This window comes from Streptomyces sp. NPDC048606 (genome assembly GCF_040650855.1).
Lineage (GTDB): Bacteria > Actinomycetota > Actinomycetes > Streptomycetales > Streptomycetaceae > Streptomyces.
Window position 1 is genome coordinate 21,855 of record NZ_JBEZIB010000023.1, and the last position, 21,245, is coordinate 43,099.

General features: G+C 75.6%; 19 protein-coding genes. 11 read left to right on the plus strand and 8 right to left on the minus strand.

Annotated elements, in window-relative coordinates; translation table 11 throughout:
- Positions 1-369: 369 nt before the first annotated feature.
- On the minus strand, positions 370-1,599 hold the full coding sequence (locus tag AB0D01_RS23995) for a saccharopine dehydrogenase C-terminal domain-containing protein (RefSeq protein ID WP_363058478.1): 1,230 nt from the start codon (positions 1,597-1,599) through the stop codon (positions 370-372).
- A 113-nt stretch (positions 1,600-1,712) separates the two neighbouring features.
- Between AB0D01_RS23995 and AB0D01_RS24000 the strand changes: the two genes are divergently transcribed.
- Both AB0D01_RS24000 and AB0D01_RS24005 read left to right on the plus strand, forming a co-directional pair.
- A complete protein-coding gene (locus AB0D01_RS24000) occupies positions 1,713-2,423 on the plus strand; it encodes a TetR/AcrR family transcriptional regulator (protein WP_363058480.1) in 711 nt (236 codons plus the stop codon).
- A gap of 142 nt (positions 2,424-2,565) precedes the next feature.
- Entirely contained in the window at positions 2,566-4,128 is a 1,563-nt protein-coding gene (locus AB0D01_RS24005; protein WP_363058482.1) for an APC family permease, read from the plus strand.
- 54 nt (positions 4,129-4,182) lie between these two features.
- Here AB0D01_RS24005 and AB0D01_RS24010 read toward each other — a convergent pair whose 3' ends face one another.
- On the minus strand, positions 4,183-5,175 hold the full coding sequence (locus AB0D01_RS24010) for an NAD(P)-dependent alcohol dehydrogenase (protein WP_363058683.1): 993 nt from the start codon (positions 5,173-5,175) through the stop codon (positions 4,183-4,185).
- 132 nt (positions 5,176-5,307) lie between these two features.
- Between AB0D01_RS24010 and AB0D01_RS24015 the strand changes: the two genes are divergently transcribed.
- Positions 5,308-5,961, plus strand: a complete 654-nt coding sequence (locus AB0D01_RS24015; protein ID WP_363058484.1) for a TetR/AcrR family transcriptional regulator — start codon at positions 5,308-5,310, stop codon at positions 5,959-5,961.
- A 28-nt stretch (positions 5,962-5,989) separates the two neighbouring features.
- Here the strand turns inward: AB0D01_RS24015 and AB0D01_RS24020 are convergent, their stop codons facing one another.
- Complete coding sequence (locus tag AB0D01_RS24020; RefSeq protein WP_363058486.1) at positions 5,990-6,607, minus strand: TOPRIM nucleotidyl transferase/hydrolase domain-containing protein; 618 nt, start codon at positions 6,605-6,607, stop codon at positions 5,990-5,992.
- A gap of 204 nt (positions 6,608-6,811) precedes the next feature.
- On the opposite strand from AB0D01_RS24020, the gene AB0D01_RS24025 reads away from it, so the two are divergent.
- Positions 6,812-8,527, plus strand: a complete 1,716-nt coding sequence (locus AB0D01_RS24025; protein ID WP_363058488.1) for a WG repeat-containing protein — start codon at positions 6,812-6,814, stop codon at positions 8,525-8,527.
- A 101-nt stretch (positions 8,528-8,628) separates the two neighbouring features.
- Here AB0D01_RS24025 and AB0D01_RS24030 read toward each other — a convergent pair whose 3' ends face one another.
- On the minus strand, positions 8,629-9,165 hold the full coding sequence (locus AB0D01_RS24030) for an NUDIX hydrolase family protein (RefSeq protein WP_363058490.1): 537 nt from the start codon (positions 9,163-9,165) through the stop codon (positions 8,629-8,631).
- 169 nt (positions 9,166-9,334) lie between these two features.
- Between AB0D01_RS24030 and AB0D01_RS24035 the strand changes: the two genes are divergently transcribed.
- The 4 genes from AB0D01_RS24035 (at position 9,335) to AB0D01_RS24050 (ending at position 14,058) form a co-directional block, all read left to right on the plus strand.
- On the plus strand, positions 9,335-9,679 hold the full coding sequence (locus AB0D01_RS24035; RefSeq protein ID WP_363058492.1) for a hypothetical protein: 345 nt from the start codon (positions 9,335-9,337) through the stop codon (positions 9,677-9,679).
- A 229-nt stretch (positions 9,680-9,908) separates the two neighbouring features.
- Complete coding sequence (locus AB0D01_RS24040) at positions 9,909-11,948, plus strand: calcium-binding protein (protein WP_363058494.1); 2,040 nt, start codon at positions 9,909-9,911, stop codon at positions 11,946-11,948.
- A 275-nt stretch (positions 11,949-12,223) separates the two neighbouring features.
- Positions 12,224-12,505, plus strand: coding sequence for a hypothetical protein (locus AB0D01_RS24045; RefSeq protein WP_363058496.1), 282 nt, complete (start codon positions 12,224-12,226; stop codon positions 12,503-12,505).
- A 92-nt stretch (positions 12,506-12,597) separates the two neighbouring features.
- Positions 12,598-14,058: an MFS transporter gene (locus tag AB0D01_RS24050; protein ID WP_363058498.1), complete on the plus strand. Its 1,461-nt coding sequence runs from the start codon at positions 12,598-12,600 to the stop codon at positions 14,056-14,058.
- 35 nt (positions 14,059-14,093) lie between these two features.
- Here AB0D01_RS24050 and AB0D01_RS24055 read toward each other — a convergent pair whose 3' ends face one another.
- Positions 14,094-14,501 (minus strand): DUF3224 domain-containing protein, encoded by a 408-nt coding sequence (locus AB0D01_RS24055; RefSeq protein WP_363058500.1) that lies wholly within the window; start codon positions 14,499-14,501, stop codon positions 14,094-14,096.
- Between the two features lie 106 nt (positions 14,502-14,607).
- On the opposite strand from AB0D01_RS24055, the gene AB0D01_RS24060 reads away from it, so the two are divergent.
- Positions 14,608-15,585: a WYL domain-containing protein gene (locus tag AB0D01_RS24060; RefSeq protein ID WP_363058502.1), complete on the plus strand. Its 978-nt coding sequence runs from the start codon at positions 14,608-14,610 to the stop codon at positions 15,583-15,585.
- A gap of 102 nt (positions 15,586-15,687) precedes the next feature.
- Here the strand turns inward: AB0D01_RS24060 and AB0D01_RS24065 are convergent, their stop codons facing one another.
- Positions 15,688-16,341 carry a sigma-70 family RNA polymerase sigma factor gene (locus tag AB0D01_RS24065; protein WP_363058504.1) on the minus strand — a complete coding sequence of 218 codons (654 nt, stop codon included), beginning with the start codon at positions 16,339-16,341 and terminating at the stop codon, positions 15,688-15,690.
- Between the two features lie 158 nt (positions 16,342-16,499).
- Positions 16,500-17,378: a hypothetical protein gene (locus AB0D01_RS24070; RefSeq protein WP_363058506.1), complete on the minus strand. Its 879-nt coding sequence runs from the start codon at positions 17,376-17,378 to the stop codon at positions 16,500-16,502.
- 262 nt (positions 17,379-17,640) lie between these two features.
- Here AB0D01_RS24070 and AB0D01_RS24075 point away from each other — a divergent pair, with 262 nt between their 5' ends.
- Entirely contained in the window at positions 17,641-18,771 is a 1,131-nt protein-coding gene (locus tag AB0D01_RS24075; protein WP_363058685.1) for an MFS transporter, read from the plus strand.
- Positions 18,768-19,844: a sugar ABC transporter permease gene (locus tag AB0D01_RS24080; RefSeq protein ID WP_363058508.1), complete on the plus strand. Its 1,077-nt coding sequence runs from the start codon at positions 18,768-18,770 to the stop codon at positions 19,842-19,844. The genes AB0D01_RS24075 and AB0D01_RS24080 overlap by 4 nt, the downstream gene beginning before the upstream one ends.
- Positions 19,845-19,923: 79 nt before the next feature.
- Here the strand turns inward: AB0D01_RS24080 and AB0D01_RS24085 are convergent, their stop codons facing one another.
- Positions 19,924-21,132, minus strand: coding sequence for an acyl-CoA dehydrogenase family protein (locus AB0D01_RS24085; RefSeq protein WP_363058510.1), 1,209 nt, complete (start codon positions 21,130-21,132; stop codon positions 19,924-19,926).
- Positions 21,133-21,245 lie beyond the last annotated feature (113 nt).

Sequence of the window (21,245 nt, forward strand, 5' to 3'; positions counted from 1 at the left end):
TCTCCAGCGATCGGTCGGACACGGGTGCGGCAATGGCGGCTGAAGACTCGACCCCCCGCGTGAAGGGCTCACCGTCGCCGGGCGACGGACAGCCGTGCACGACGTGAACACGCCGTGCCCTCAACCCGATCGCGGCGTCCCGCCCTCCCTCCCGAGCCAGTACAGCGCGGTGTCGACATCCCGCACCGTCCACCCGAGCGAGCGTTCCCCCGACCCGCTCGCGCGGGCCCGGGGCCTCGGGGGTGGAGCGGCGGATCCCGGTGTGTGTCCACGCACCCATGATGCCCGGGTGGGGCGTCGGGCGGTACGCGGGACGGGCCGGGGCCTCCGGGGCGGGGGCGCCGGCCCGGGGGCGGGCGAGGGGGAGGGTCAGCCCTGTTCGCGCAGGCCCCAGGGGGATTCGTAGGCGGTCAGGAGGTCCAGGAACGGGCGCGGCGGAAGGGCCTCCGGGCCGAGCACGCCCGATCCCGCCCACACCCCGCCGGCCATCAGTTCGAGCGCCACGACCGGGTTGACCGCGGTCTGCCACACCACGGCCTGCGAACCGTATTCGCGCATCGACCACCCGTTGTCCACCACGTGGTACAGGTACACCTCGCGCGGCCGGCCGTCCTTGGTGCCCTTCACCCAGGTCCCCGCGCAGGTCTTGCCCGACATCCGGTCGCCCAGCGTGGCCGGGTCGGGCAGGCACGCGGCGACCACGTCGCGCGGGGAGACCCGTACCGGGGTGCCGTCCGCGCCGCGCACCGTGACCGGCTCGGTGGAGTCCAGACCCAGCGCGTGCAGGGTCTTCAGCTTGCCGATGAAGTCCTCGCCCAGGCCGTACTTGAAGGTGACCCGGTCGGCGTCCACCCAGCGCGGGACGAGCAGCACCTCCTCGTGCTCGACGTTCACGCACTCGACCGGTCCGATGCCCTCCGGGAAGTCGAAGACCTCCGGCTCGCTGAACGGCTCGGTGGTGAACCAGCCCCGGTCGCGCTCGTGGACGACCGGCGGGTTCAGACACTCCTCGATCGTGGTCCAGATGTTGAAGGACGGGGCGAACTCGTGTCCCTCGACCGTCAGGTTGGCCCCGTCGCGGATGCCGATCTCCTCGATCGTGTCGAAGAGTTCGTCGGCCGCGTACCGGGCGAAGACGTCGGACAGGCCCGGCTCCACGCCCATGCCGACCAGGGCCAGCCGGCCCGACTTCTCCCACGCGTCGGCCCGCTCGAACTGCTCGTCGCCGAGCTTGACCCCGCACCGCGCGTAGGGCAGCTCCGGGTGGGGCCGCGACAGCGACATCGCCATGTCCACGTAGTGGCTGCCCGCCGCGAGCGCCGCCTCGAACAGCGGCATCACGAAGCGCGGGTCGGTGGCGTTCAGCAGCACGTCGCACTCCTCCTCGGTGAGGAGCGCGACCACCGCCGCCTCGTCCGAGGCGTCGACGCGACGGGCCCGGAACCGACCGCCGCCCGCCTCGCCGAGCGCGGCCACGGCGGCCTCGGCGCGGGCCAGGTCGTAGTCGGCGACCACGAAGCCGTCGAAGAACTCCCGGCGGGCCGCGATCCGGGTGATCGCGGTACCGACGCCACCGGCGCCCACAAGCAGAACACGCATGACGAAAACCCTCTCTCGACGAGGTCCGCGGAGATCCGCGCCTCATGGGAGGGATGAAAGCCGGGGCCGCGAGATAAGGTCAATGGTGTTGGCATAAGGGAGGAAGGCACCTGATGGCGAAGCCCGTGGTCCCCGAGGAAGCCCGCCGGCGGCGGCGACCCACCCGACAGGGCACCGTCCTGTCCGAGCGACTGATCGTCGACACCGCCCTGCGCATGCTGCGCGAACACGGCAGCGCCGGCCTGTCCGCGCGCCGGCTCGGCGCCGCCCTCGGCGCGGATCCCAGCACCCTCTACCGGTACTTCGACGGCATGGACGGCCTCACCCTCGCCATCGGCGAGGAGCTGATCGGCCGGGCCCTCGACGGCTGGGAGGCCACCGGCCGTTGGCGCCACGACCTGAGGGAACTCGGGTTGCGCATCCACGGCGCCTACCTCTCCCACCCCCAGGCGGCCGTGCTGACCGCGGGGCGCGTCACCGGCCGGCCTCGCGAGATCGCCGCCGACGAGGCGGTCCTCGGCATCCTGCGCACCGCGGGCTTCCCCGACCCGGAGGCGGTCCTGATCTACCACGCCTTCATCGACCAGAGCCTCGCCTTCGCGGCCCTCGACGCCGGCTCCCTCGCCCTGGCCGAACCCTCCCGCTCCTCCGACGAGGGCCAGTGGGAATCGACCTACGCCCACCTCCCGGCCGACGAGTACCCGCACATCGCCGCGACCAAGAGGCTGCTCGCGGCCCGGATGAACCACAGCGCCTACCCCGTCGCCCTGGACATGCTGCTCGCGAGCGCGGAGGCCCGGCTCCAGGGCCCGCGGACCCGCTGACCGGCCCCGCCGTCCGGACCCTTACGCCAACACCATTGACCCCTTGGCGCCCGCGCGGGTTTCCTCTTCGCAGTTCACGCCCTGTTCACACCGCGCCCGCCACGGCGCGGCCCGCACACCGCACCCAGCACAGCGAGGGACGATGGCCGCAGACACCCCGCCGGAGACGACCCCCCGAGCCGCCACGGCCACGGTTACGGCCACGGCCGCACCGGCCGATCCGGGCGCCACGACCGTCACCGCCGCCCCCACAGCCCCGGCGGGCACCCTCAAACCCGACGCGATCGGCTTCCTCGACGCCCTCGCCATCGGCCTCAACGCCACCTCGCCCGCCTACTCGCTGGCCGCCGTCATCGGACCCCTCGTCGCCCTGGTCGGCGTACACGCCCCCGGGGTGATGCTCGCGTCCTTCGTCCCGATGCTGCTCATCGCCTCAGCCTTCCACTTCCTCAACCGGGCCGACCCCGACTGCGGCACGACCTTCTCCTGGGTCACCCGCGCCCTCGGCCCCACCACCGGCTGGCTGGGCGGCTGGGCCATCGCGATGACCGGAGTGCTCGTCGTCGGCTCCCTCGCCGACGTGGCCGTCGGCTTCGGCCTGCTCGCCGTCGGGGCCGACGGCCTGGCCGAGGACCCGTGGGTCCGCGAGGCCCTCACCGTCGCGCTGATCCTGCTCATGTCCTGGCTGTGCGTACGCGGCACCGAGGTGTCCGCCCGCGTCCAGAACGTGCTCGTCCTCCTCCAGGTCGTCTGCCTCGTCGTGTTCGCCGCCGTCGCCGTCCACCGCGTGTACGCCGGTACGGGCTCCCTGGACGCCGTCCGCCCGTCCGTCGACTGGCTCGACCCCTTCGGGGCGGGCGGATCCGCCCTCACCGGAGGCCTGTTGCTCGGCGTCTTCGCGTACTGGGGCTGGGAATCCGCCGTCAACCTGACGGAGGAGACCAAGGACTCCGCCAACGCCCCCGGCCGGGCCGGCATCTGGTCGACCGTGGTCCTGCTCGTCACCTACCTGGCCGTGGCCTTCGCCGTCGTCGCCTACGCGGGCACCGCCTACCTCGCCGGACAGGCCGACGCCGAGGAGGACGTCTTCGCCGCCCTCGCCCGCGAGGTGCTCGGCGCCTGGGACTGGGTCCTGCTCCTCGCCGTCGCCACGTCCGCCCTGGCCTCGACGCAGACGACCATCATCCCGGCCTCCCGTACCGCCCTCTCCATGGCCCGCCGCCGGGCCCTGCCCGCCGCGTTCGCCCGCGTGGACGCCCGCCGGGGCACGCCCGGCACCGGCACCTGGTGGGTCGCCGCCGCCGCGACCGTCTGGTACGTCGTCATCCACCGGATCAGCGAGAACGCCCTCGCCGACTCCCTCACCGCGCTGTCGCTGCTCATCGCCTTCTACTACGCCCTCACCGGCATCGCCTGCGCCGTCTGGTACCGGCGTCGACTGCTGCGCGGCCCGGGCCCCTTCCTGCTGCTCGGCGCGGGCCCGCTGCTCGGCTCGGCCCTGCTGCTCTGGCTGCTGGTGGAGTCCGTCGCCGACATGGCCGACCCCGGCAACGCCTCCAGCGCGACCGCCTGGTTCGGCCTCGGCGCCCCGCTGGTCATCGCGCTCTTCCTGACCGGCGCCGGCGTGGTCCTGATGCTGGTGCGCCGAGCGACGTCCGGGGCGTTCTGGCGCGAACGCCCCGGCGTGGCCCCCGAGGTGCCGTAGGCCCCGTCGTCGAAGTGGCGCCGGCCGGGCGGCGCGGCGGGGGAGCGGGTCCCGTCAGACGGTGATGGCGATCTTGCCGCGCGCCCCGCCGTCGGTCAGCAGGGCCAGTGCGTCCGGGACCCGCTCCAGGGGGAACACCGCCCCCACGACCGGGGCGCACGAGCCCGCCTCGATCAGGGCCGCCAGGTCGTCGAGGCCGGCCCGGCTCTGTCGGCTCATCAGCATGGTGAGCCGCTGCCGGGTGAACGGCGACAGGGCGAGCGCCCGGAACTGCCGGCCGAGGCCCAGCCAGTCGCCGTCGTCCTCGCCGCCCGCCACGACCAGCGTGCCGTCCGGCTCCAACACCCGGCGCAGCCGGGCGACCGGCGTGCTCCCCGCGAGGTCCAGGATCAGGTCGAAGCGCCGGCCGCCGGCGGTGACGTCCTCGCGGGTGTAGTCGATGACGTGGTCGGCGCCCAACGAGCGCACCAGGTCCGCCTTGGCCGGGCCGCAGACCCCGGTCACCTCCGCCCCGAAGGCCTTGGCCAGTTGCACGGCGTACGTGCCCACCCCGCCGGAGGCGCCCGTCACCAGGACCCGCTGCCCCGCCCGCACCCGCCCCGCGTCGCGCAGTCCCTGGAGCGCGGTGAGCCCGGACACGGCGACCACGGCCGCCTCCTCGAAGCCCAGCCGGGCCGGCTTCGGCGCGATCCGGTCGGCGCGGGCCGCGACGTACTCGGAGAACGCCCCGCGCGCCGTGCCGAACACCGCGTCGCCGACGGAGAACCCGGACACCCCCGGGCCCAGCGCGACCACCTCGCCCGCCACGTCCAGCCCCGTCGCCGGCACGCGCGGGCGGCGCGGGCCCAGCGCCGCCCGTACCGCGTACGGGCGGCCCGCCATGAGGTGCCAGGTGCCCCGGTCCACTCCCGCCGCCCGCACCCGCAGCAGCACCCGGCCGGGGCCCGCCTCGGGTCGGGGGACCTCGGTGGGCACCAGCACCTCCGGGCCCCCGTAACCCACCTGCACGACCGCTCTCATCATCGCGCCGCCCGTCGCGCCGCCCATCGCCACCACCCGATCCTCACTGTCCGCCCCGGCCGCCCGGGTCGGCGTCGATCTCTACCGTACTAAGTACGACTTACTTAGTACGGTACCCTGGGGCCGGAAGTCAACCCACCCCCGACGGGACGGAGAGCAGTGAGCGCGCAGGTTCCCCTCAGCCGCGACCGGGTCCTGGAGACGGCGGTCGCGCTCGCGGACGAGGGCGGCGTCGCCGCACTGACGATCAGGGCCCTGGCGGCGCGCCTCGGCGTGAAGCCGATGTCCCTTTACCACCACGTCCCGAACAAGGAGGCGATCCTCGACGGCATCGTCGACGCCGTCTTCGCCGAGATCGAGCTGCCGCCGGAGGGCCCCGACTGGCGCGCCGCGCTGAGCCGGCGCGCGCACAGCGCCCGCGCCGTGCTGGCCCGCCACCCCTGGGCCACCGCCGTGCTGGAATCGCGCGCGCACCCGGGCCCGGCCACCCTTCGCCACCACGACGCGGTCCTCGGCGTGCTGAAGCGCGGCGGATTCCCGTACGCCCTCGCGGCGCACGCGTACTCCCTGCTGGACAGCTACGTCTACGGGTTCGCCCTGACGGAGGCGGCGCTGCCGTTCGCCCCGCAGGACGTGGAGGAGGCCGTCGGGGAGCTCCTGGAGGGCTTCCCCGCGGGGGAGTACCCGCACCTGGTGGAGTTCACCGAACACCACGTGCTGCGCCCGGGATACGAGTACGGGGCCGAGTTCGGCTACGGCCTGGAGCTGATCCTCGACGGGCTCGCGGCCCGCCTCGCGGAAGCCGGCCGCTGACACCCCGTCATGCGGGCGCGGCCGGCGGTCACAGGGTCGCCAGGAGGCCGTCGAGCGGAGCCGGCACCCGGGCCGGGTCGAGGGCCTCCACCATCAGCCGGCCGTAGCGGATCTTGCGCCCCTTCTTCGTGCCGAGGAAACGCCGCAACCGCCCGTCCCGGGACAGGCCCCGGTGCGCGGGCTGGCGCAGGAGGGTCTGCCAGGCGCGCAGGTCGCCCTCGGCGCGGAAGATCTCCTCGACCGCGTCCGCGCCCAGCGCGCGGACGAGTTCGTCCTCCAGGTCCGCCTCGCACACGAAGACGCCCGTGCGCGGGGCGCCGGCCCGTTCCAGACCGCGCTCGTAGTACGGCAGTTCGCGCACGTCGCACAGTCCGGTCAGGCGCAGGCCCAGACCGGGCGGGCCGAGCAGGCCCGCGTAGCGGCCGACGTTCATCGCGCCGCCCATCGACAGGACGCACACCCCCTCGGCCGCGAGGTCCCGGCCGCGCGCGGCGGCCAGTGCCTCGACGGCCGCCAGGTCGCTCAGCCCCTCCAGCAGGACCGCCGTCCGCAGCCCCAGCCGCACCGCCAGGTCCCGCGCCCGCGCGTCGGGGCCGCCGGCCGCCCAGTCCCCGACGGCTTCCCTGAACGCCCACATGTCCGCCATGCCGTGAGTCTGCCCCCTCGCCGCCCGGCGCGGCACCGAATATCCGCCGCACCGGGGCGTACCCCGCCGCGTTCCGCAGCACCTCGCCGCACTCCACCCGCTGTCGGACCCCTCGCGCACAATGGGCCGCGTACCCCTCGGTCGGGGCCCGCGCCGCGCCGGCGGACGGGCGCCCCGCCCACCCGCACGACCCCGGGAGCCCCCGTGACCCCGCCGCGCCCCGCGCCGCCCGCGCCGTACGCCGTCCCCGTGGACGGCCGCGACCCGTTCGGCAGGAGGTGGGCGCTCGTCGACGGATCGGGAGCGCTGATACGCCCGCCCGACCTCGGCCACGTCGGACCCTTCCACCCGGACGGCCGGGGCGGCTTCGTCGCCCCCGCCGCCGATCTGACGGGGCGGTGGGGTTACCTCGACGCCTCGGGCCGCCCGCTCGCCGCGTTCGACCTCGACTGGGCCGGCCCCTTCGACGGGGAGGGCCTCTCCCGGTTCCTGACGGCGGGCCTGTGGGGGTACGCCGACACCGCGGGCGCCCACGTCGTCCCGGCCCGGTTCACCGACGCGCAACCCTTCCACCACGGGCTGGCCGTCGTCACCACCGAGGAGGGCGCGGGCTACGTCGACCCGACGGGCCGCCTCGTCATCGCCCCCGGCTTCCGGGCCGCCGGCCCCTTCGGCCCGCTCGGCACGGCGGGCGTACGCCTCGCCGACGGCGGGCGCTGCGGCTACGTCGACCGCGAGGGGAACCTCGTCGTCGAGGCCCGGTTCGACGGGGCGCGCCCCTACGGCGCCGGCGGCGCGGCCCCCGTGCGGATCGACGAGCTGTGGGGGCTGGTGGACGTCCGCGGCGAGTGGATCGTCGAGCCGTCCTTCCGGATGCTGGAGCCGTTCGACGAGAACGGCCTCGCGTACGTCATCGGCGGCCGGATCGGCGCCTCGTTCTCCGGCTTCGTCGACAGCCGGGGCGAGTTGGTCATCCGGTCCGCCAACGAGATGGACCGACACCTGGGTTGCGGCCTGCTCAAGGTGGGCGACGGCTACACCCGCGGCTACCTCGACGCCACCGGGGCGGAGGCGATCGAGCGGGGCTACAGCTGGACCGAGGCCTTCTCCCGCGGCGGCGCGGCCGTCGCCCGCGACGACGCGTCGCAGCGCTGGGGAGTGCTGCGCACGGACGGCTCGTTCACGCCCTGCGACCATCGCGAGCCGCTCACCGACGACGACGCCTGGGTCGTCGGCTTCGACGAGGTCCACGGGCTCGCGCCGTTCGTCACCGACGACGGGGCCGTCGTCCACGTGGACCGCGACGGCCGCGACGTGTGCCGCGTGGTGCCCGGCGAGGCGGGCGCCGCCGTGTCGCTGCGCGACGCGGCGGGCCGGACCACGTGGGAGGGCGCGGCCGGGCCGGACACCTTCCCGCGCGCCTGGCCCTACCTCGCCCCCGACGCCGACCTGTACGTGGACCACGGCCCGTCCTGGCGGGGGGACACCGCCGCCGTCGCCCGGGAACTCCTGGCGCGGCCGGAACGCTCCTTCCGGCCCCGTTCCCTCATCTTCGACCGCACCGAGGACCCCTACGACATCGAGGCCCTCGACGAGGACGAGCGGGACGACGTGCGGCAGGGCGCGATGCACCGCGTCGCGAGCGCCTTCCTCCGGGCGGAGGTCCTGGCGGAGTACCCCTGGCTCCAGGACCGGGCGGAGGCCTGCTTCGAGGAGGTGTTCGAGACCCTCACGGCCCGCCTCACCGACCGTTACGGGCCCGCCCTGCCGCCGATCGAGGCCGAGTACCTCCGCTGCGGCGACGGGGAACGGTCCTCGACCTGGCGCGTCGGCGAGCGACTGGTGGTCCTCCAGGAGTACGTCCTCGTCGGCGACGGCGACGTGGAGCTCCAGATCTGGTTGGCCGCGACGCGCTCCTGACCGACGGCCGACGGCCGACGACCGATCGCCCCCGGCCCTGGATCCCGTGGCGGGACCCGGGGCCGGGGGCGGGGGCGGCCGGCGCCGGATCGGACGAGGCGTCAGTAGGTGTGTCCCACGTGCGCGAGCGCCTGCTTCAGCAGGACCCCGTGCCCGCCCGGCATCTCGCTGTGCACGGCGGGGGAGGCCGCCTCCTGCGGGCTGAACCACACCAGGTCGAGGGCGTCCTGACGGGGACGGCAGTCACCGCTCACCGGCACGATGTAGGCGAGGGACACGGCGTGCTGGCGCGGGTCGTGGTACGAGGTGACGCCCGCGGTGGGGAAGTACTCGGCGACGGTGAAGGGCTGGAGCGCGGCCGGCACCCGGGGCAGCGCCACCGGGCCGAGGTCCTTCTCCAGGTGGCGCAACAGCGCGTCGCGGACCCGCTCGTGGTACAGGACCCGGCCGGACACGAGGGTCCGGTTGACCGTTCCGTCCGGGCCGATGCGCAGCAGCAGCCCGATGCTGGTGACTTCGCCGCTGTCGTCGACGCGTACGGGCACGGCTTCCACGTACAGGATCGGCATCCGGGCCCGGGCGGTTTCGAGCTCGTCGTCGGTGAGCCAGCCGGGTGAGGTCTCGGTCGTGTCAGACATTGCTTGAGCATACTTACCTGGTGGGGCGCCCCGCAGGATTCGGGGGACGGTTCGGGGGCGGGACTTCGTGCGGTGGGTCGCCCGGAGCGGTCTCCCGCGCGGGCGCGGGCGGATTTCGAGAAGCGGAGGCGCGGCGGTGTGGGCGGTACCGGTCCGGGGCGTAAGCGTGTTGTCGCCGCAGAGCCGCGGCAACTGCGCGCCGACCTACGGGCGGGTGGAGCTGGACTTCGAGCCGGCCGGTGAAGGCGAGCCCGCGTCCGTGGAGTTCGACGCGACCGTGTGGCGGCCGGAGTACGACGAGGGCTACGAGAGGGCCCTGACGCGGGGGGTGCTCGCCGGGCTGGGCGCCGCCCGCGCGCGGGCGGTCGTACGGCTGGTGGCCTGGCACCGGACGGACTCCTCGGACCCGGTGTTCGAGCACCTCGGCACCCTCGCGGCGCGCCACGCGAGGGGCTGCGCGGAGCGCGGAACGGACCCGGAGCCGTTGATCGACCGCGGCGTGCGGATCTACTGACGCCCCGCGCCGGCGACCGATCCGCCCCGCACAGGCGCCCCGTCCGCCCCCGCGCCACCGACGCCCCCGCGCGGCCGGTGGCCCGCGCGGCGGCGCGCGCTCCTCCGCCGGGGTGGTTCCCGTGCGCCCGGCGGGCCTCGTACGGCACGGCTCCGGGAACGGCGGCGGGCGACGGTACGAAGCTGTGCGCTGCCCCCCGTACCCCGCCCAGCCGGAGGTTCGTACGCCCATGACCCACGCACACACCGGACCCGCCGAGCGGCGCCGAAGGCCGGGCCGTACGGCCGGGGCGCTGACCGCGCTCGGCCTGACGCTGGCGCTCGCCCTGCCCGGCACCGCCCTGGCCGCCCCCGGGGACCTGGACCCGACCTTCGACACCGACGGCCGGGTGACCACGCCGTTCGGCGCCTACGCGGAGGGCCACGACATCGCACGGCAGGCCGACGGCAAGCTGGTCGTCGTGGGCCTGGGCGAGGCCGGTTTCGCCCTCGCCCGCTACACGCCGGGCGGGGCCCTCGACCCCGGCTTCTCCGGGGACGGCAAGGCGAGCGACGACTTCGGCGGCGGCAGCCACACGGCCAACGCGGTCGCGATCCAGCCGTCGGACGGGAAGATCGTCGTCGCGGGCACCACCGAGGTGATCGCGGAGGAGGGCGGTGGCTGCTGCTTCTTCTCCGTGGCCCGCTACCTGCCCGACGGCACCCTCGACACGGGCTTCGGCGACGGCGGCCTGGTGCGGGTCCAGGAGTTCGGCGGCTCCGCCGACGGCGCGGACGTGGCCGTCCAGCCCGACGGCAGGATCGTCGCCGCGGGCAAGGGCCCCGGCGGGGGCTTCGCGCTGGTCCGGCTCGAAGCCGACGGCGACCTCGACCCGAGCCTCGGCGGTGACGGCGCGGTGGTCGCGGGGTTCACGCCCACCTCGCCCCAGGACGTCGGCGGCATCGCCCGGGGCCTCGCCCTCCAACCGGACGGGAAGATCGTCGCGGTCGGCTACGTCGGCAACACCGCCTTCGACATCGGCGTCGCCCGCTACCTGCCCGACGGCACCCTCGACACCGGCTTCAGCGGCGACGGCACGGTGACCGCCAACTTCGGCGGCACCGAGTTCGGCAACGCCGTGGCCGTCCAGCCCGACGGCCGGATCCTCGCCGCGGGCTCCGGCGGCGCCGGGCTCGCCCTCCTGCGCTACAACGCCGACGGCGGCCCCGACGCCTCCTTCGGCACCGGCGGCCGCACCACCGTCAACTTCCCCGGCGACGGCGGAACCGCCAACGCCATGGCCCTCCAGCCGAACGGCAAGATCGTCCTCGCCGGTCGCGCCGACGACCCCAACGGCTCCGAGGCCAACGACTTCGGCCTGGCCCGCTTCCACGCCAACGGCACCCTGGACACCGGCTTCGGCGGCGACGGCTTCGTGATCACCGGTTTCGGGGACTTCGACGAGGCCCGAGGGGTCCTCGTACAGCCGGACGGCAAGATCGTCGCGGCGGGCTACGGGGCCGGCTTCTCCTTCGCCCTCGCCCGCTACGAGGGCGGCGACGGCACCCCGCCGCCCACGCCGACCGCCGACCTGGCCGTGACGAAGACGGGCACGACCACCGTGAGCATCGGCGACCGCGCCACCTACACGGTGACGGTCTCCAACTCCGCCGCCTCCACCGCCGGCGCGACCGGCGTCACGCTGACGGACACCCTCGCCGGAGCCGGGGCGACCGTGGTCTCGGCGGTGCCCTCGCAGGGCACCTGCACGACCACCGCCACGACGGCCGGCTGCGCCCTGGGCTCCCTGGCCCCGGGCGCGAGCGCCACCGTCACCGTGACGGCCGAGCCGCGGGCCGTCGGCACGATCACCGACACCGCCGAGGCGGTCGCCGCCCAGCAGGACCCGGTGACCTCGAACAACCGGGCCACGGCGAGCACTTCGGTGAACAACTCCCGCGGCTGCACCCTCATCGGCACCAGCGGCGCGGACACGCTGAACGGCGGCTTCTCCAACGACGTGATCTGCGGCCTCGGCGGCAACGACACCGTCAACGCGAGCTACGGCAACGACACCGTCCACGGCGGCTTCGGCAACGACAACCTCGACGGCGGCTTCGGAGACGACACCCTGAACGGCGGCCCGGGCAACGACACCCTGACCGGCTCCTACGGCAACGACCGCCTCACCACCACCGACGCCGTCTCCGGCAACGACACCGCCAACGGCGGATCCGGCACCGACACCTGCACCACCGACCCCGGCGACCTCCGCGTCAGCTGCCCCTGACCGGCCCCGCCCGCTCCCGTACCCCCGCCCCCGTCCGTCGGGGCGGGGGTACGACGCGTCCGGCTCCGGTACGGCGTCCGGGCGAAGGTCCAGCGGGTGCGCGGGGCAGGGGGCTGCTCTAGCGTCGACGGTAGGAGGGGAAGACCTGCCGAGCCGGTCCCGGGCGGGGCCCGGGCCCGACGACCGCGCGCCGGCCGCCCGCGCTCGGCGCCGTTCCCACGCGGTCCGGCCCCCGTGCCGCCCCGCGCCACGACCCCGGAGAGCAGGTGCGTCCCATGCGCACGTCGACCCGCACGTCGACCCGTATCGCAGGTGTCCTCACCGGCCTGACGCTCGCCGTCGGCGGCCTCGCCTTCACGGCCCCCGCCGCGCAGGCGGACGTCTCGGCCTGCATCAACCAGGTCGAGCGCGAACTCATGGGCGGCGAGGTGCCCGTCTCGATCCGCACGGCCTGCACCACGGGGTCGGGCGGCGAACACGAGCAGTGCGTCTCCGGCCTCACCGCGGGCGGCGTCACCAACGGCACCGCCGTGACGGCCTGCCGACTGGCGCCGTAACGCATCCCGTCCGGCCGGCGGGCCGGGCCCTCGTCGGCCCGCCACCCGGACGGCTCCGTTTGCGGCCCGGTGGGTCGGGCATGCGCGACCGCATGGCTGATCTGTCGGAGCGGGAGACGGGGACCCTCACCACGAAGGTCCCGGCACGGCTGGACCGGCTGCCCTGGTCGCGGTGGCACTGGATGATCGTGATCGGGCTGGGCACCGTCTGGATCCTGGACGGCCTGGAAGTCACCATCGTCGGCAACATCGCGGGGCGGCTCTCCGAGGAGGGCAGCGGGCTCGACATCACCGACGCCCAGGTGACCGGCCTCGCGGCGGCCCTCTACGTGGCCGGAGCCTGCGCCGGAGCCCTGTTCTTCGGCCGGTTGACCGACCTCTACGGCCGCAAGAAGCTGTTCCTCGTCACCCTCGGCGTGTACCTGGCGGCGACCGCGCTGACCGCCGTCTCCTTCTCGTCCTGGTGGTTCTTCCTCTTCCGCTTCCTGACCGGCTTCGGCATCGGCGGCGAGTACGCGGCCATCAACTCGGCGATCGACGAACTCATCCCGAGCAAGTACCGGGGACGCGTCGACCTCGTCATCAACGGCAGCTTCTGGTTGGGGGCGGTCGCCGGGGCCCTGCTGTCGGTCCTGGCCCTCGACACCGACCTCTTCCCGCAGTGGCTCGGCTGGCGACTGACGTTCGCCCTCGGGGTGGTGCTGGGCCTGGTGATCCTGCTGGTGCGCCGCAACGTGCCCGAGAGCCCACGCTGGATGTTCATCCACGGCCGGTCGCAGGAGGCCGACCGGCTCGTCGGCGACGTCGAACGGCAGGTGGAGGAGGAGAAGGGCGTACGGCTGGTGGAGCCCGAGGAGTCCATCACCGTCACCCGGCGCGGCGCCGTCGGCTTCGGCCTGATCGCGAAGACCGTCTTCCGCTCCTACCCCCGCCGCGCCGTCCTCGGCCTCTCGCTCTTCATCGGGCAGGCCTTCCTCTACAACGCCATCACCTTCGGCTTCGGCAGCATCCTCATCCGGTTCTTCGACGTCCCCAGCGGGGCCACCGGCTACTACTTCGCCGTCATCGCCTTCGGGAACCTGCTGGGCCCCCTCCTGCTCGGCCGACTGTTCGACACCCTGGGCCGCCGTCCCATGATCGCCGGTACGTACGTGGTGTCCGGGCTGCTGCTGTTCGCCACCGCCTGGCTCTTCGACGCCGGCGTGCTGAACGCCGTCACCATGACCGCCTGTTGGTGCGTGGTCCTGTTCTTCGCCTCCGCCGGGGCGAGCTCCGCCTACCTGACGGTCAGCGAGATCTTCCCGATGGAGACCCGGGCCATGGCGATCGCCTTCTTCTACGCCATCGGCACGGCGGCCGGCGGCATCTCCGGCCCGCTGATCTTCGCCGAACTCACCTCCAGCGGGGTCGTCGGCGACACCGTGCTCGCCTTCTGCATCGGCGCCGCGCTGATGGTCGCCGCCGGCATCGTCGCCTTCTTCTACGCGGTGGCCGCCGAGGGCCGCTCCCTGGAACAGATCGCGACCCCGCTGTCGGCCACCCCGCCCCGCTGAGGGGCCGCCCGCGAGGGGCGGCCCGCCGGCCCGCGTCAGTCCAGGTCGTAGGCGAAGGAGTAGGCGACCGTCGGTTCGCCGTGCCGGGCGGTGAAGCCGCCGCTTCCGCGCAGCCCCGTCAGTTCGCCGCTGCCCGACCCCGGGACGACCTCGAAGGCGCAGCGCACGGTGCCGTCCGCGTCGAACGAGCCCCGCTCCTCGACCGCGAAGGAGCCCGCACGACCGTCGAGGGTGCCGGTCAGCACCTCCATGCCCGCGAAGGTCCCGGTCAGGTCGGTGACGTAGGCGATCGTGTACGCGCAGGCGGTGTCGGCGGCCTCGATCCCGCCGGTGAAGGTGTTCGCGACGCGGGCGTGCGCGAGCCTCGGGTTCGCGGTGCCCGGGCTGAGCGCCGTCTCCTTCCAGTCGGCGGAGGTGAAGTGGCCGTCGGTCTTTACGGGCATGGGCGCGCGTCCTGTCGGATGGGCCGCGCGGTCTGCTCCGCGCGGGACGGGACCAGCCTGTCCTCCGTACCTGACACCTTCTGTCAGGTACGGCGACAATGGCGCCATGCGCGCCGACCGGCTCCTCCGCCTGCTCCTGCTGCTCCAGAACCGCGGCCGGATGACCGCCCCCGAGCTCGCCGCCGAGCTGGAGGTCTCCGTCCGCACCGTCTACCGGGACGTCGAGGCGCTCGGCGCCTCCGGCGTCCCCGTGGTGGCCGACCGCGGGCCGGCCGGCGGCTACCGCCTGATGGAGGGGTACCGGACGCGACTGACCGGGCTGACGGACGCGGAGGCCGGCTCGCTCTTCCTGGTCGGGGCACCGGGGCCGGCGCGGGACCTGGGACTCGGCGCGGTGTCGGCGACCGCCCGCCTGAAGCTGTCGGCCGCGCTCCCGGCCCCACTGGCCGAGCGGGCGGGCAGCGTCCGGGACCGCTTCCACCTGGACACGCCGGCCTGGTTCCGGGAGGCGGACCCCGTCCCCCACCTGGAGGCCGTCGCCCGGGCCGTGTGGGAACAGCGCGTGCTGCGCGCCCACTACCGGCGGTGGAGCGGTGAGGTGCACCGGGAACTGCATCCCCTGGGCCTCGTCCTCAAAGCGGGCATCTGGTACGTGGTGGCGCGGGCGGAGGAGACCGTACGGACCTACCGGGTCTCGCGGTTCCTCGCGGTGGACGTGCCGGGAGCGACCTTCGAGCGGCCCGCTGGCTTCGACCTGGCCGGCTACTGGGAGGAGTCCTCCCGGCGCATGGAGGCCGCGACGCGGCAGGGCACCGCCCGGCTGCGGATCTCGCCCCGCGCGCGAAAGCTCCTCCCCATGCGCTTCGGCGCGGCGGGCACCCGGGCCGTCGAGGGCGCGGGCCCGCCGGACGGGGACGGCTGGGTGCGGGTCGAACTGGCCGTGGAGGCGGGGTCCGTGGCGGTGGGTGACCTGCTCGCGCTCGGCGCGGAGGCCGAGGTGCTCGACCCTCCTGCACTGCGCGAGGCCCTCGCCCGGACGGTGGCCCTCCTCGCGGACCGCTACGGGAGGCCGGACGCCCCGTGAGGCGCGCGGCAAGTCCAACGGTGAGGTGCAGGGTGAGGGTCGGGGCGGGAGGGGCGGGGGAGGCCTGCGCCCCCGCCCCGCCTCGCCGGACGCGACGGACCGTCAGGCGGCCACGCCGGCGCGGTGGTTCCCGTCGGCGCGGCGCCGCTCGCTCTCGGCGTCCGCGATGAGCTCCATGAGCGAGCTGCGGGCCCGGGCCACGCGGGAGCGGATGGTGCCGATCGGGCAGCCGAGGGCGGTCGCGGCCTCGGCGTAAGGCAGGCCCAGGACCTGGGTGAGGACGAAGACGTCCCGGCGTTCGGCCGGGATCGTCGCCAGCAGGTCGGCCAGCGCGATGCCGTCCTCGAAGCCCGGCAGGTCACGCGGTTGGGTCTGCTCGGCGGCGGCCTGCCAGTCGTCCCGGTCGGAGATCCGGGGCCGCGCGGCCTTGTGGCGGAGGCTGTCGATCACGGTGCGCCGGGCGATCGAGAGCAGCCAGGTACGGGCCGAGGAACGGCCCTCGAAGCGGTGCAGGCTCCCCAGGGCGCGCAGGAACGTCTCCTGCGTGAGGTCGTCGGCGGACTGCGGGTCGGCGCTGAGGTAGGCGACGTAGCGCCGGACGTCGCGGTGCAGGGCGCGTACGAAGCGGTCCACCGCGTCGGGATCGCCGTCGCGGGCGGCGAGCGCCAACAGGGTGGTCGACTCGTCGGGGCCGTCGGTGTGGCGTGGGGGTGCCGTCTCGGGGACGGTCGGACGGGGAAGCAGGGCAGGGGTCATCGCCTGATGTCCTTCTGGGAATCCGGGATCCGGGATCCGGCGCCGCGCACGCGGTGTGGGCGTGGCGTGCGGCCGGTGGGCGGTACGGCCTGCCGAACGGCATGGCCGATGACCGAGGCGCGGGGGCGGTGTGCCGGTGCGCGTCGGTGAGCCGGCTGTCAGATGACAGCGGTCCCGGGGGGCGGACCCCGTGAGGTGATGGCGTGGACGATCAGCAGCCCGCGCATCGAGCGGCGCCGACGGTCGCGGCGGGCGCGCAGGCGCGGGCGGTCGGGGGGTGTCGGGAGGCGGAGGAGCGGGCGCAGCGGTACGAGGAGCAGCCCCGCGAGGGCGCGCAGGACGCGGAAGGCGCCCTGTTCCCCGTAGGCGAGCCAGAGCCCGCACAGGAGGGCGGCGAGCAGGTGCGCGGCCAGCATGCCGGTGGGCGACATGCCGCCCATGTCGTGGCCGGCGGGCATCGGTACGGACGCGAGCGTGGACGTCGACGCGGTCGCGGTTGCGGACGCGGCCAGGTCCCCCGCGCCCGCGCCGCCGTCCGGCATCGCGTGGACGGCGTGCGAGGCGTGCGAGGCGTGCGCGGAGGAGGCGGCGGACGCGACGTGGTGCGCGTGCCCGGCGGTGGGCGGGGGCGACGGGAGCGCGCCCCCGGGTCCGCCCCCGGCGACGACGCGTACGGCTTCGGAAGGCGGCGGCGCGGCGGCGTCCGCCGGGCCGCACAGCAGGTACCGGGCCCACCGGCGGGCCAAGGAGCCGCCGCCCGCCGCCGTGGCGGAGTGGCCGGCGACCGCCTGCGCCAGGGAGAACCCCGCGTGCAGGGCCGCCTGGACGGCGACCGTGGCGGAGGTGACGGCGAAGAGGCCGCGCTCGCGGTCCGCGAGGGCCCAGGCGAGCGCCCCGGTGACCGCGACGGCCGGCGCGACGGCCCACCAGGGGACCGCCCGGCCCGACATCAGGACGTGGCCCAGGGACGCGAGCAGCACGCAGGTGGCCGCGAACATGGCGGCCCTGAGCGCGCGGCAACATCGACCGGGAGTCATGGCGGGCTCATGGTCGCATCCTCCCGGTGGTGCTCCCAGAGGGGCGTCGGAAATTGGCGTCACCTGACAAAACCACGTGTGGCGTACGCCACAACAGCCCCCGGGAACCTGCTCGTTGGCCGATCCGACTCCTGTCCTGGACCCGAATGACGGCGACGCGGCGAGCGCGGGGAACGGAGTGGCGGTGGGGGAACGGACGTCCTCGGCGAAGGCCGCCGGGGCAGGGGCGGACGGCCGGCTGACGGCCCTGCTCACCAGCGCCATGGCCTTCTCGATGGTGCAGCTGTTCCTGCTCGGCGCGCTCGGCCCGAGGCTGGTGGACGAGCTGGGCGTTCCGGTGACGGTGCTCGGGCTGACGACGACGATCGGCTTCGGATCGGCCGCCGTCCTGTCGCCGTTCGGCGGGCGGTTGGTGGACCGGATCGGACCCCGGCGCTCGCTCGTCGCCCTGCTGTCGGTGTCCGCGCTCGCGCTCGCCCTGATCGGCGCCGCGCCCGGTCCGGGGTTCCTCCTCGCCGCCGTCGCGCTGGGCGGCCTGCCGCAGGCCCTGGCCAACCCGGCGACCAACCAGGCGATCCTCGCGGCCGTCGCGCCCGCCCGGCGCGGGGCGGTCACCGGGATGAAGCAGTCGGGCGTCCAGTGGGGGGCGTTCGCGGCGGGCCTGCCCCTGGCCGCCCTCGCGGGCGCCGTCGGCTGGCGCGGGGCGGTGTGGACGGCCTCCGCCGCCGCCCTGCTCGCCGCGGTGTGGGCCCGGGGCGCCCTGCCCGCCGACCCGCCGGCGCCCCCTCCGCCGCCGCGCTCCTCCCCATCACCGCGCGGCGCCGTCGCCCGACTGGCGGTCTTCTCCGTCTTCCTGGGCTGCGGGATCGCCTCGATCAACACGTACGTGGCGCTCTTCGGCGCCCGCGAGCTCGGCATGGGACCCGGCGCGGCGGCCGCCCTGGTGGCCGTCCTGGGCGTCGCGGGCATCGCCGGGCGGATCGGGTGGTCCAAGGCGGCCCGCCCGGGACGCGCCGAGTGGCTGCCGGGAGGGCTCGCCGCCGGCGCGGTCGTGGCCGCCGTCCTGCTGGCCGCCGCGCCGCACCTGAGGCCGCTCGTCTGGGTGGCCGCCGTGGCGGTCGGGGTGTTCGCCGTCTCGGCGAACGCCGTCTCGATGGTGCTGGTGATGCAGCGGGCGGCCCCCGGCCGGGCCGGGCAGGACTCGGGGCTCGTGGCCGCCGGGTTCTTCACCGGCTTCGCCGTCGGACCGCCGCTGTTCGGACTCCTGGCGCAGGCCGACCGGTACGCGGCGGGCTGGCTGCTGGTGGCCGCCGAGTTCGCCGCGGCCTGCGCCGTGGCCACCACCTGGGCGGCCGGCGAACGGCGCCGCCCGGCCACGAAGGCCCCGGCGTGAGCGCCGCGACCGGCGCGCTCGCCGCGGACCGGGCGCGGCGCGCCCTCGGTGAGCTCCTCGACCGGGTCGCCGTCACCCGCGCCGAGGTCGGCGACCGCTTCCCGCTGTACGCCGACCCGCGGACCGGCCGTTGGGTGACCACCGGCCGCGGTTCCTGGACCGGCGGCTTCTGGGCCGGGCTGCTGTGGCTGCGGGCCCGCCGCACCGGACTCCCCGACGACCGCGCGGCAGCCGCCGCGTGCACGGCCCGGCTGGCCGGCTGGGTGGAGGCCGACACCTCCACGCGCGGCCTGATCCTCTGGTACGCGACGGCCCTGGCCGCCCCGGACGCCGCGGCGCGGGAGCTGCGCACCCGCGCCGCCCGGGCCGCGCTGTCCGCGCTGGACCCCCGACTGGGGCTCGTCCCCTGGGGGTCGGCCTTCGGCGGTCCCCGGCTGCTGGCCCGGGTGGACGGGGTGCCCGGCATGGTGCCGCTGCTCGCCGCCGCCGGACCGCGGGGCGCCGAGGCGGCGGCCTCGCACCTCCACCGACACCTCGACCTGTGCCTGCGCGAGGACGGCGCCCTCGTCCCCGCCCGGCTCTTCACGGACGGCGCGGGATGGCGACCGTACGAGGATCCGCCGGCCGGCTGGAGCCGCGGCCGGGCCTGGTTGCTGCTCGCGGCGGCCGACGCCCTGCACCGCCCCGCCGTCCCCCGCGGGACCCCGGACGGCCTGTACGGGGCGGCCGAACGGCTGGCCGCGCCGTGGACGTACCCCCGCGCGCCCCTGGTCCCCCCGGCCGACGAGACGCGGCCCGACGGCCCGCTGGACACCTCCGCCGCCGCGATCACGGCGCTCGCCCTGCTGAAACTCGCCCGCGTACCGGGCCCCCGGGCCCCGGAGCACGCGCGGCGCGCGGCCGCGATCCTGGAGCGCCTGGTGGGCGCGCACCTGAGCCGGGGGCGGCTGCTGGACGGCTGCTACGACGCGCGGAAGGGCGTCGCCGTACGGCACGAGTCGGTGTGGGGCGACTTCTTCCTGGCCCTCGCGCTGGCCGGGCTGACGGGCCTGGTGGACGTCCGCGAGGTGTGACGCCCGGCGCCCCGCGCCTGGCCCGTCCCGCGCCCGTCCGCCCCGCGCCGTCCCCGCCCCGCACCACCCCGTCAGCTGCTCACCCGCTCACCCGCTCGCCGTCCGCACGGGCGCGCAGGACCCGGCGCGCCACCGAGGTCACGTGCAGTTCGTCCGGGCCGTCGAGGATGCGGGCCGCCCGACCCGTGCGCAACAGCGCCGGCAAGGCGGTGTCGGGGCCGAGCCCGGCCGCGCCGTGGACCTGGATGGCCGCGTCCGCGACCTGCTGGAGCATGCGGGCCGCGGCGACCTTGGCGAGCCCCACCTCGACGCGCGCGTCGAGCCCGGCCGCGACCCGGTCCGCCGCCTCGTGGACCAGCGGCCGGGTCGTGCGCAGGGCGAGCAGGGCCTCGAAGACGTGCTGCTGGACCAGCTGGTGGCCGGCGAGCGGACCGCTCGACCCCGTACGGGAGTTGGCGCGCTCGCACATGAGGTCGAAGGCGCGCTGCGCCTGCCCGAGCCAGCGCAGGCAACGCAGCGTGCGGCCCCATCGCAGCCGCTCGCCCGCGACGGCCAGGGCCCCGCCGCGCGCGCCGACGAGATGGTCGGCGGGCACGGTGACCCGGTCGAACTCGATCTCCCACTGGCCCGAGGCCCCGAACAGGGGCAGTTCGCGTACGACGCGGAAGCCCGGGGCGTCGGTGGGGACCAGCAGGAGCGAGAGCCCGGTGCGCTCGCCCGGCTCCCCGTCCGTACGGGCGAGCACGGTGACCAGGTCGGCCCCGGCGGCGCCCGAGGTGAACCACTTGCGGCCGGTGACGGTCCAGTCGCCGCCCGGTCCCCGCTCGGCGCGGGTCGCGGTGAGGAAGGGATCGGTGCCCGGGGTGTCGGGCTCGGTCATCGCGTAGCAGGCGCGCAGCTCCCCGGAGACCAGTCGGCGGGCGTACAGCGAGCGGACCCGTTCGCCGCCGTGGTCGCCCAGCATCGTGACGTCCAGCAGGGGCGCGGAGCCCAGCGCCGCCGGACCGTGGTCGCTGGCGCCCTCGGCCTCGGCGAGCCGGACGTACCGCGCCAGGGGGAGTCCCTGGCCGCCCAGTTCCACGGGCAGCGGCAGCGCCCACAGGCCGGCCCGCCGCGCCTGCTCCTGCACCGCGCGCAGGGCGGCGGTCGCGGCGGGGCCCCCGGCGTCGAGCACGGGCTCCAGGGGCACGACCCGGCTCCGCACGAACGCGGCGACGCGATCCGCCAACCCCTCGTCCTCCAGGGCCGGTTCGGGCCGCCCGCCGCCCGGTTCCGCTCGGTCGTCCACCACTTTCCTCCAGTCCGTCGGGAACCCGTGGGAACGACTGTCCGACTGTCTCCCCGAGGAACTGGTCGGGGCCGAACCCGACCTGGTTCCCGCGTCGCGCACATCCGCGGCGC

Excerpts from the sequence above, each read along its gene's own strand:
- AB0D01_RS24000 (WP_363058480.1), top strand. The coding sequence starts at position 1,713 with ATGGCGAAGCCCGTGGTCCCCGAGGAAGCCCGCCGGCGGCGGCGACCC.
- AB0D01_RS24050 (WP_363058498.1), top strand. The coding sequence starts at position 12,598 with ATGGCTGATCTGTCGGAGCGGGAGACGGGGACCCTCACCACGAAGGTC.
- AB0D01_RS24040 (WP_363058494.1), top strand. The coding sequence starts at position 9,909 with ATGACCCACGCACACACCGGACCCGCCGAGCGGCGCCGAAGGCCGGGC.
- AB0D01_RS24075 (WP_363058685.1), top strand. The coding sequence starts at position 17,641 with ATGGCCTTCTCGATGGTGCAGCTGTTCCTGCTCGGCGCGCTCGGCCCG.
- AB0D01_RS23995 (WP_363058478.1), bottom strand. The coding sequence starts at position 1,599 with ATGCGTGTTCTGCTTGTGGGCGCCGGTGGCGTCGGTACCGCGATCACC.
- AB0D01_RS24020 (WP_363058486.1), bottom strand. The coding sequence starts at position 6,607 with ATGGCGGACATGTGGGCGTTCAGGGAAGCCGTCGGGGACTGGGCGGCC.
- AB0D01_RS24045 (WP_363058496.1), top strand. The coding sequence starts at position 12,224 with ATGCGCACGTCGACCCGCACGTCGACCCGTATCGCAGGTGTCCTCACC.
- AB0D01_RS24010 (WP_363058683.1), bottom strand. The coding sequence starts at position 5,175 with ATGGGCGGCGCGACGGGCGGCGCGATGATGAGAGCGGTCGTGCAGGTG.
- AB0D01_RS24055 (WP_363058500.1), bottom strand. The coding sequence starts at position 14,501 with ATGCCCGTAAAGACCGACGGCCACTTCACCTCCGCCGACTGGAAGGAG.
- AB0D01_RS24005 (WP_363058482.1), top strand. The coding sequence starts at position 2,566 with ATGGCCGCAGACACCCCGCCGGAGACGACCCCCCGAGCCGCCACGGCC.
- AB0D01_RS24065 (WP_363058504.1), bottom strand. The coding sequence starts at position 16,341 with ATGACCCCTGCCCTGCTTCCCCGTCCGACCGTCCCCGAGACGGCACCC.
- AB0D01_RS24030 (WP_363058490.1), bottom strand. The coding sequence starts at position 9,165 with ATGTCTGACACGACCGAGACCTCACCCGGCTGGCTCACCGACGACGAG.
- AB0D01_RS24070 (WP_363058506.1), bottom strand. The coding sequence starts at position 17,378 with ATGACTCCCGGTCGATGTTGCCGCGCGCTCAGGGCCGCCATGTTCGCG.
- AB0D01_RS24060 (WP_363058502.1), top strand. The coding sequence starts at position 14,608 with ATGCGCGCCGACCGGCTCCTCCGCCTGCTCCTGCTGCTCCAGAACCGC.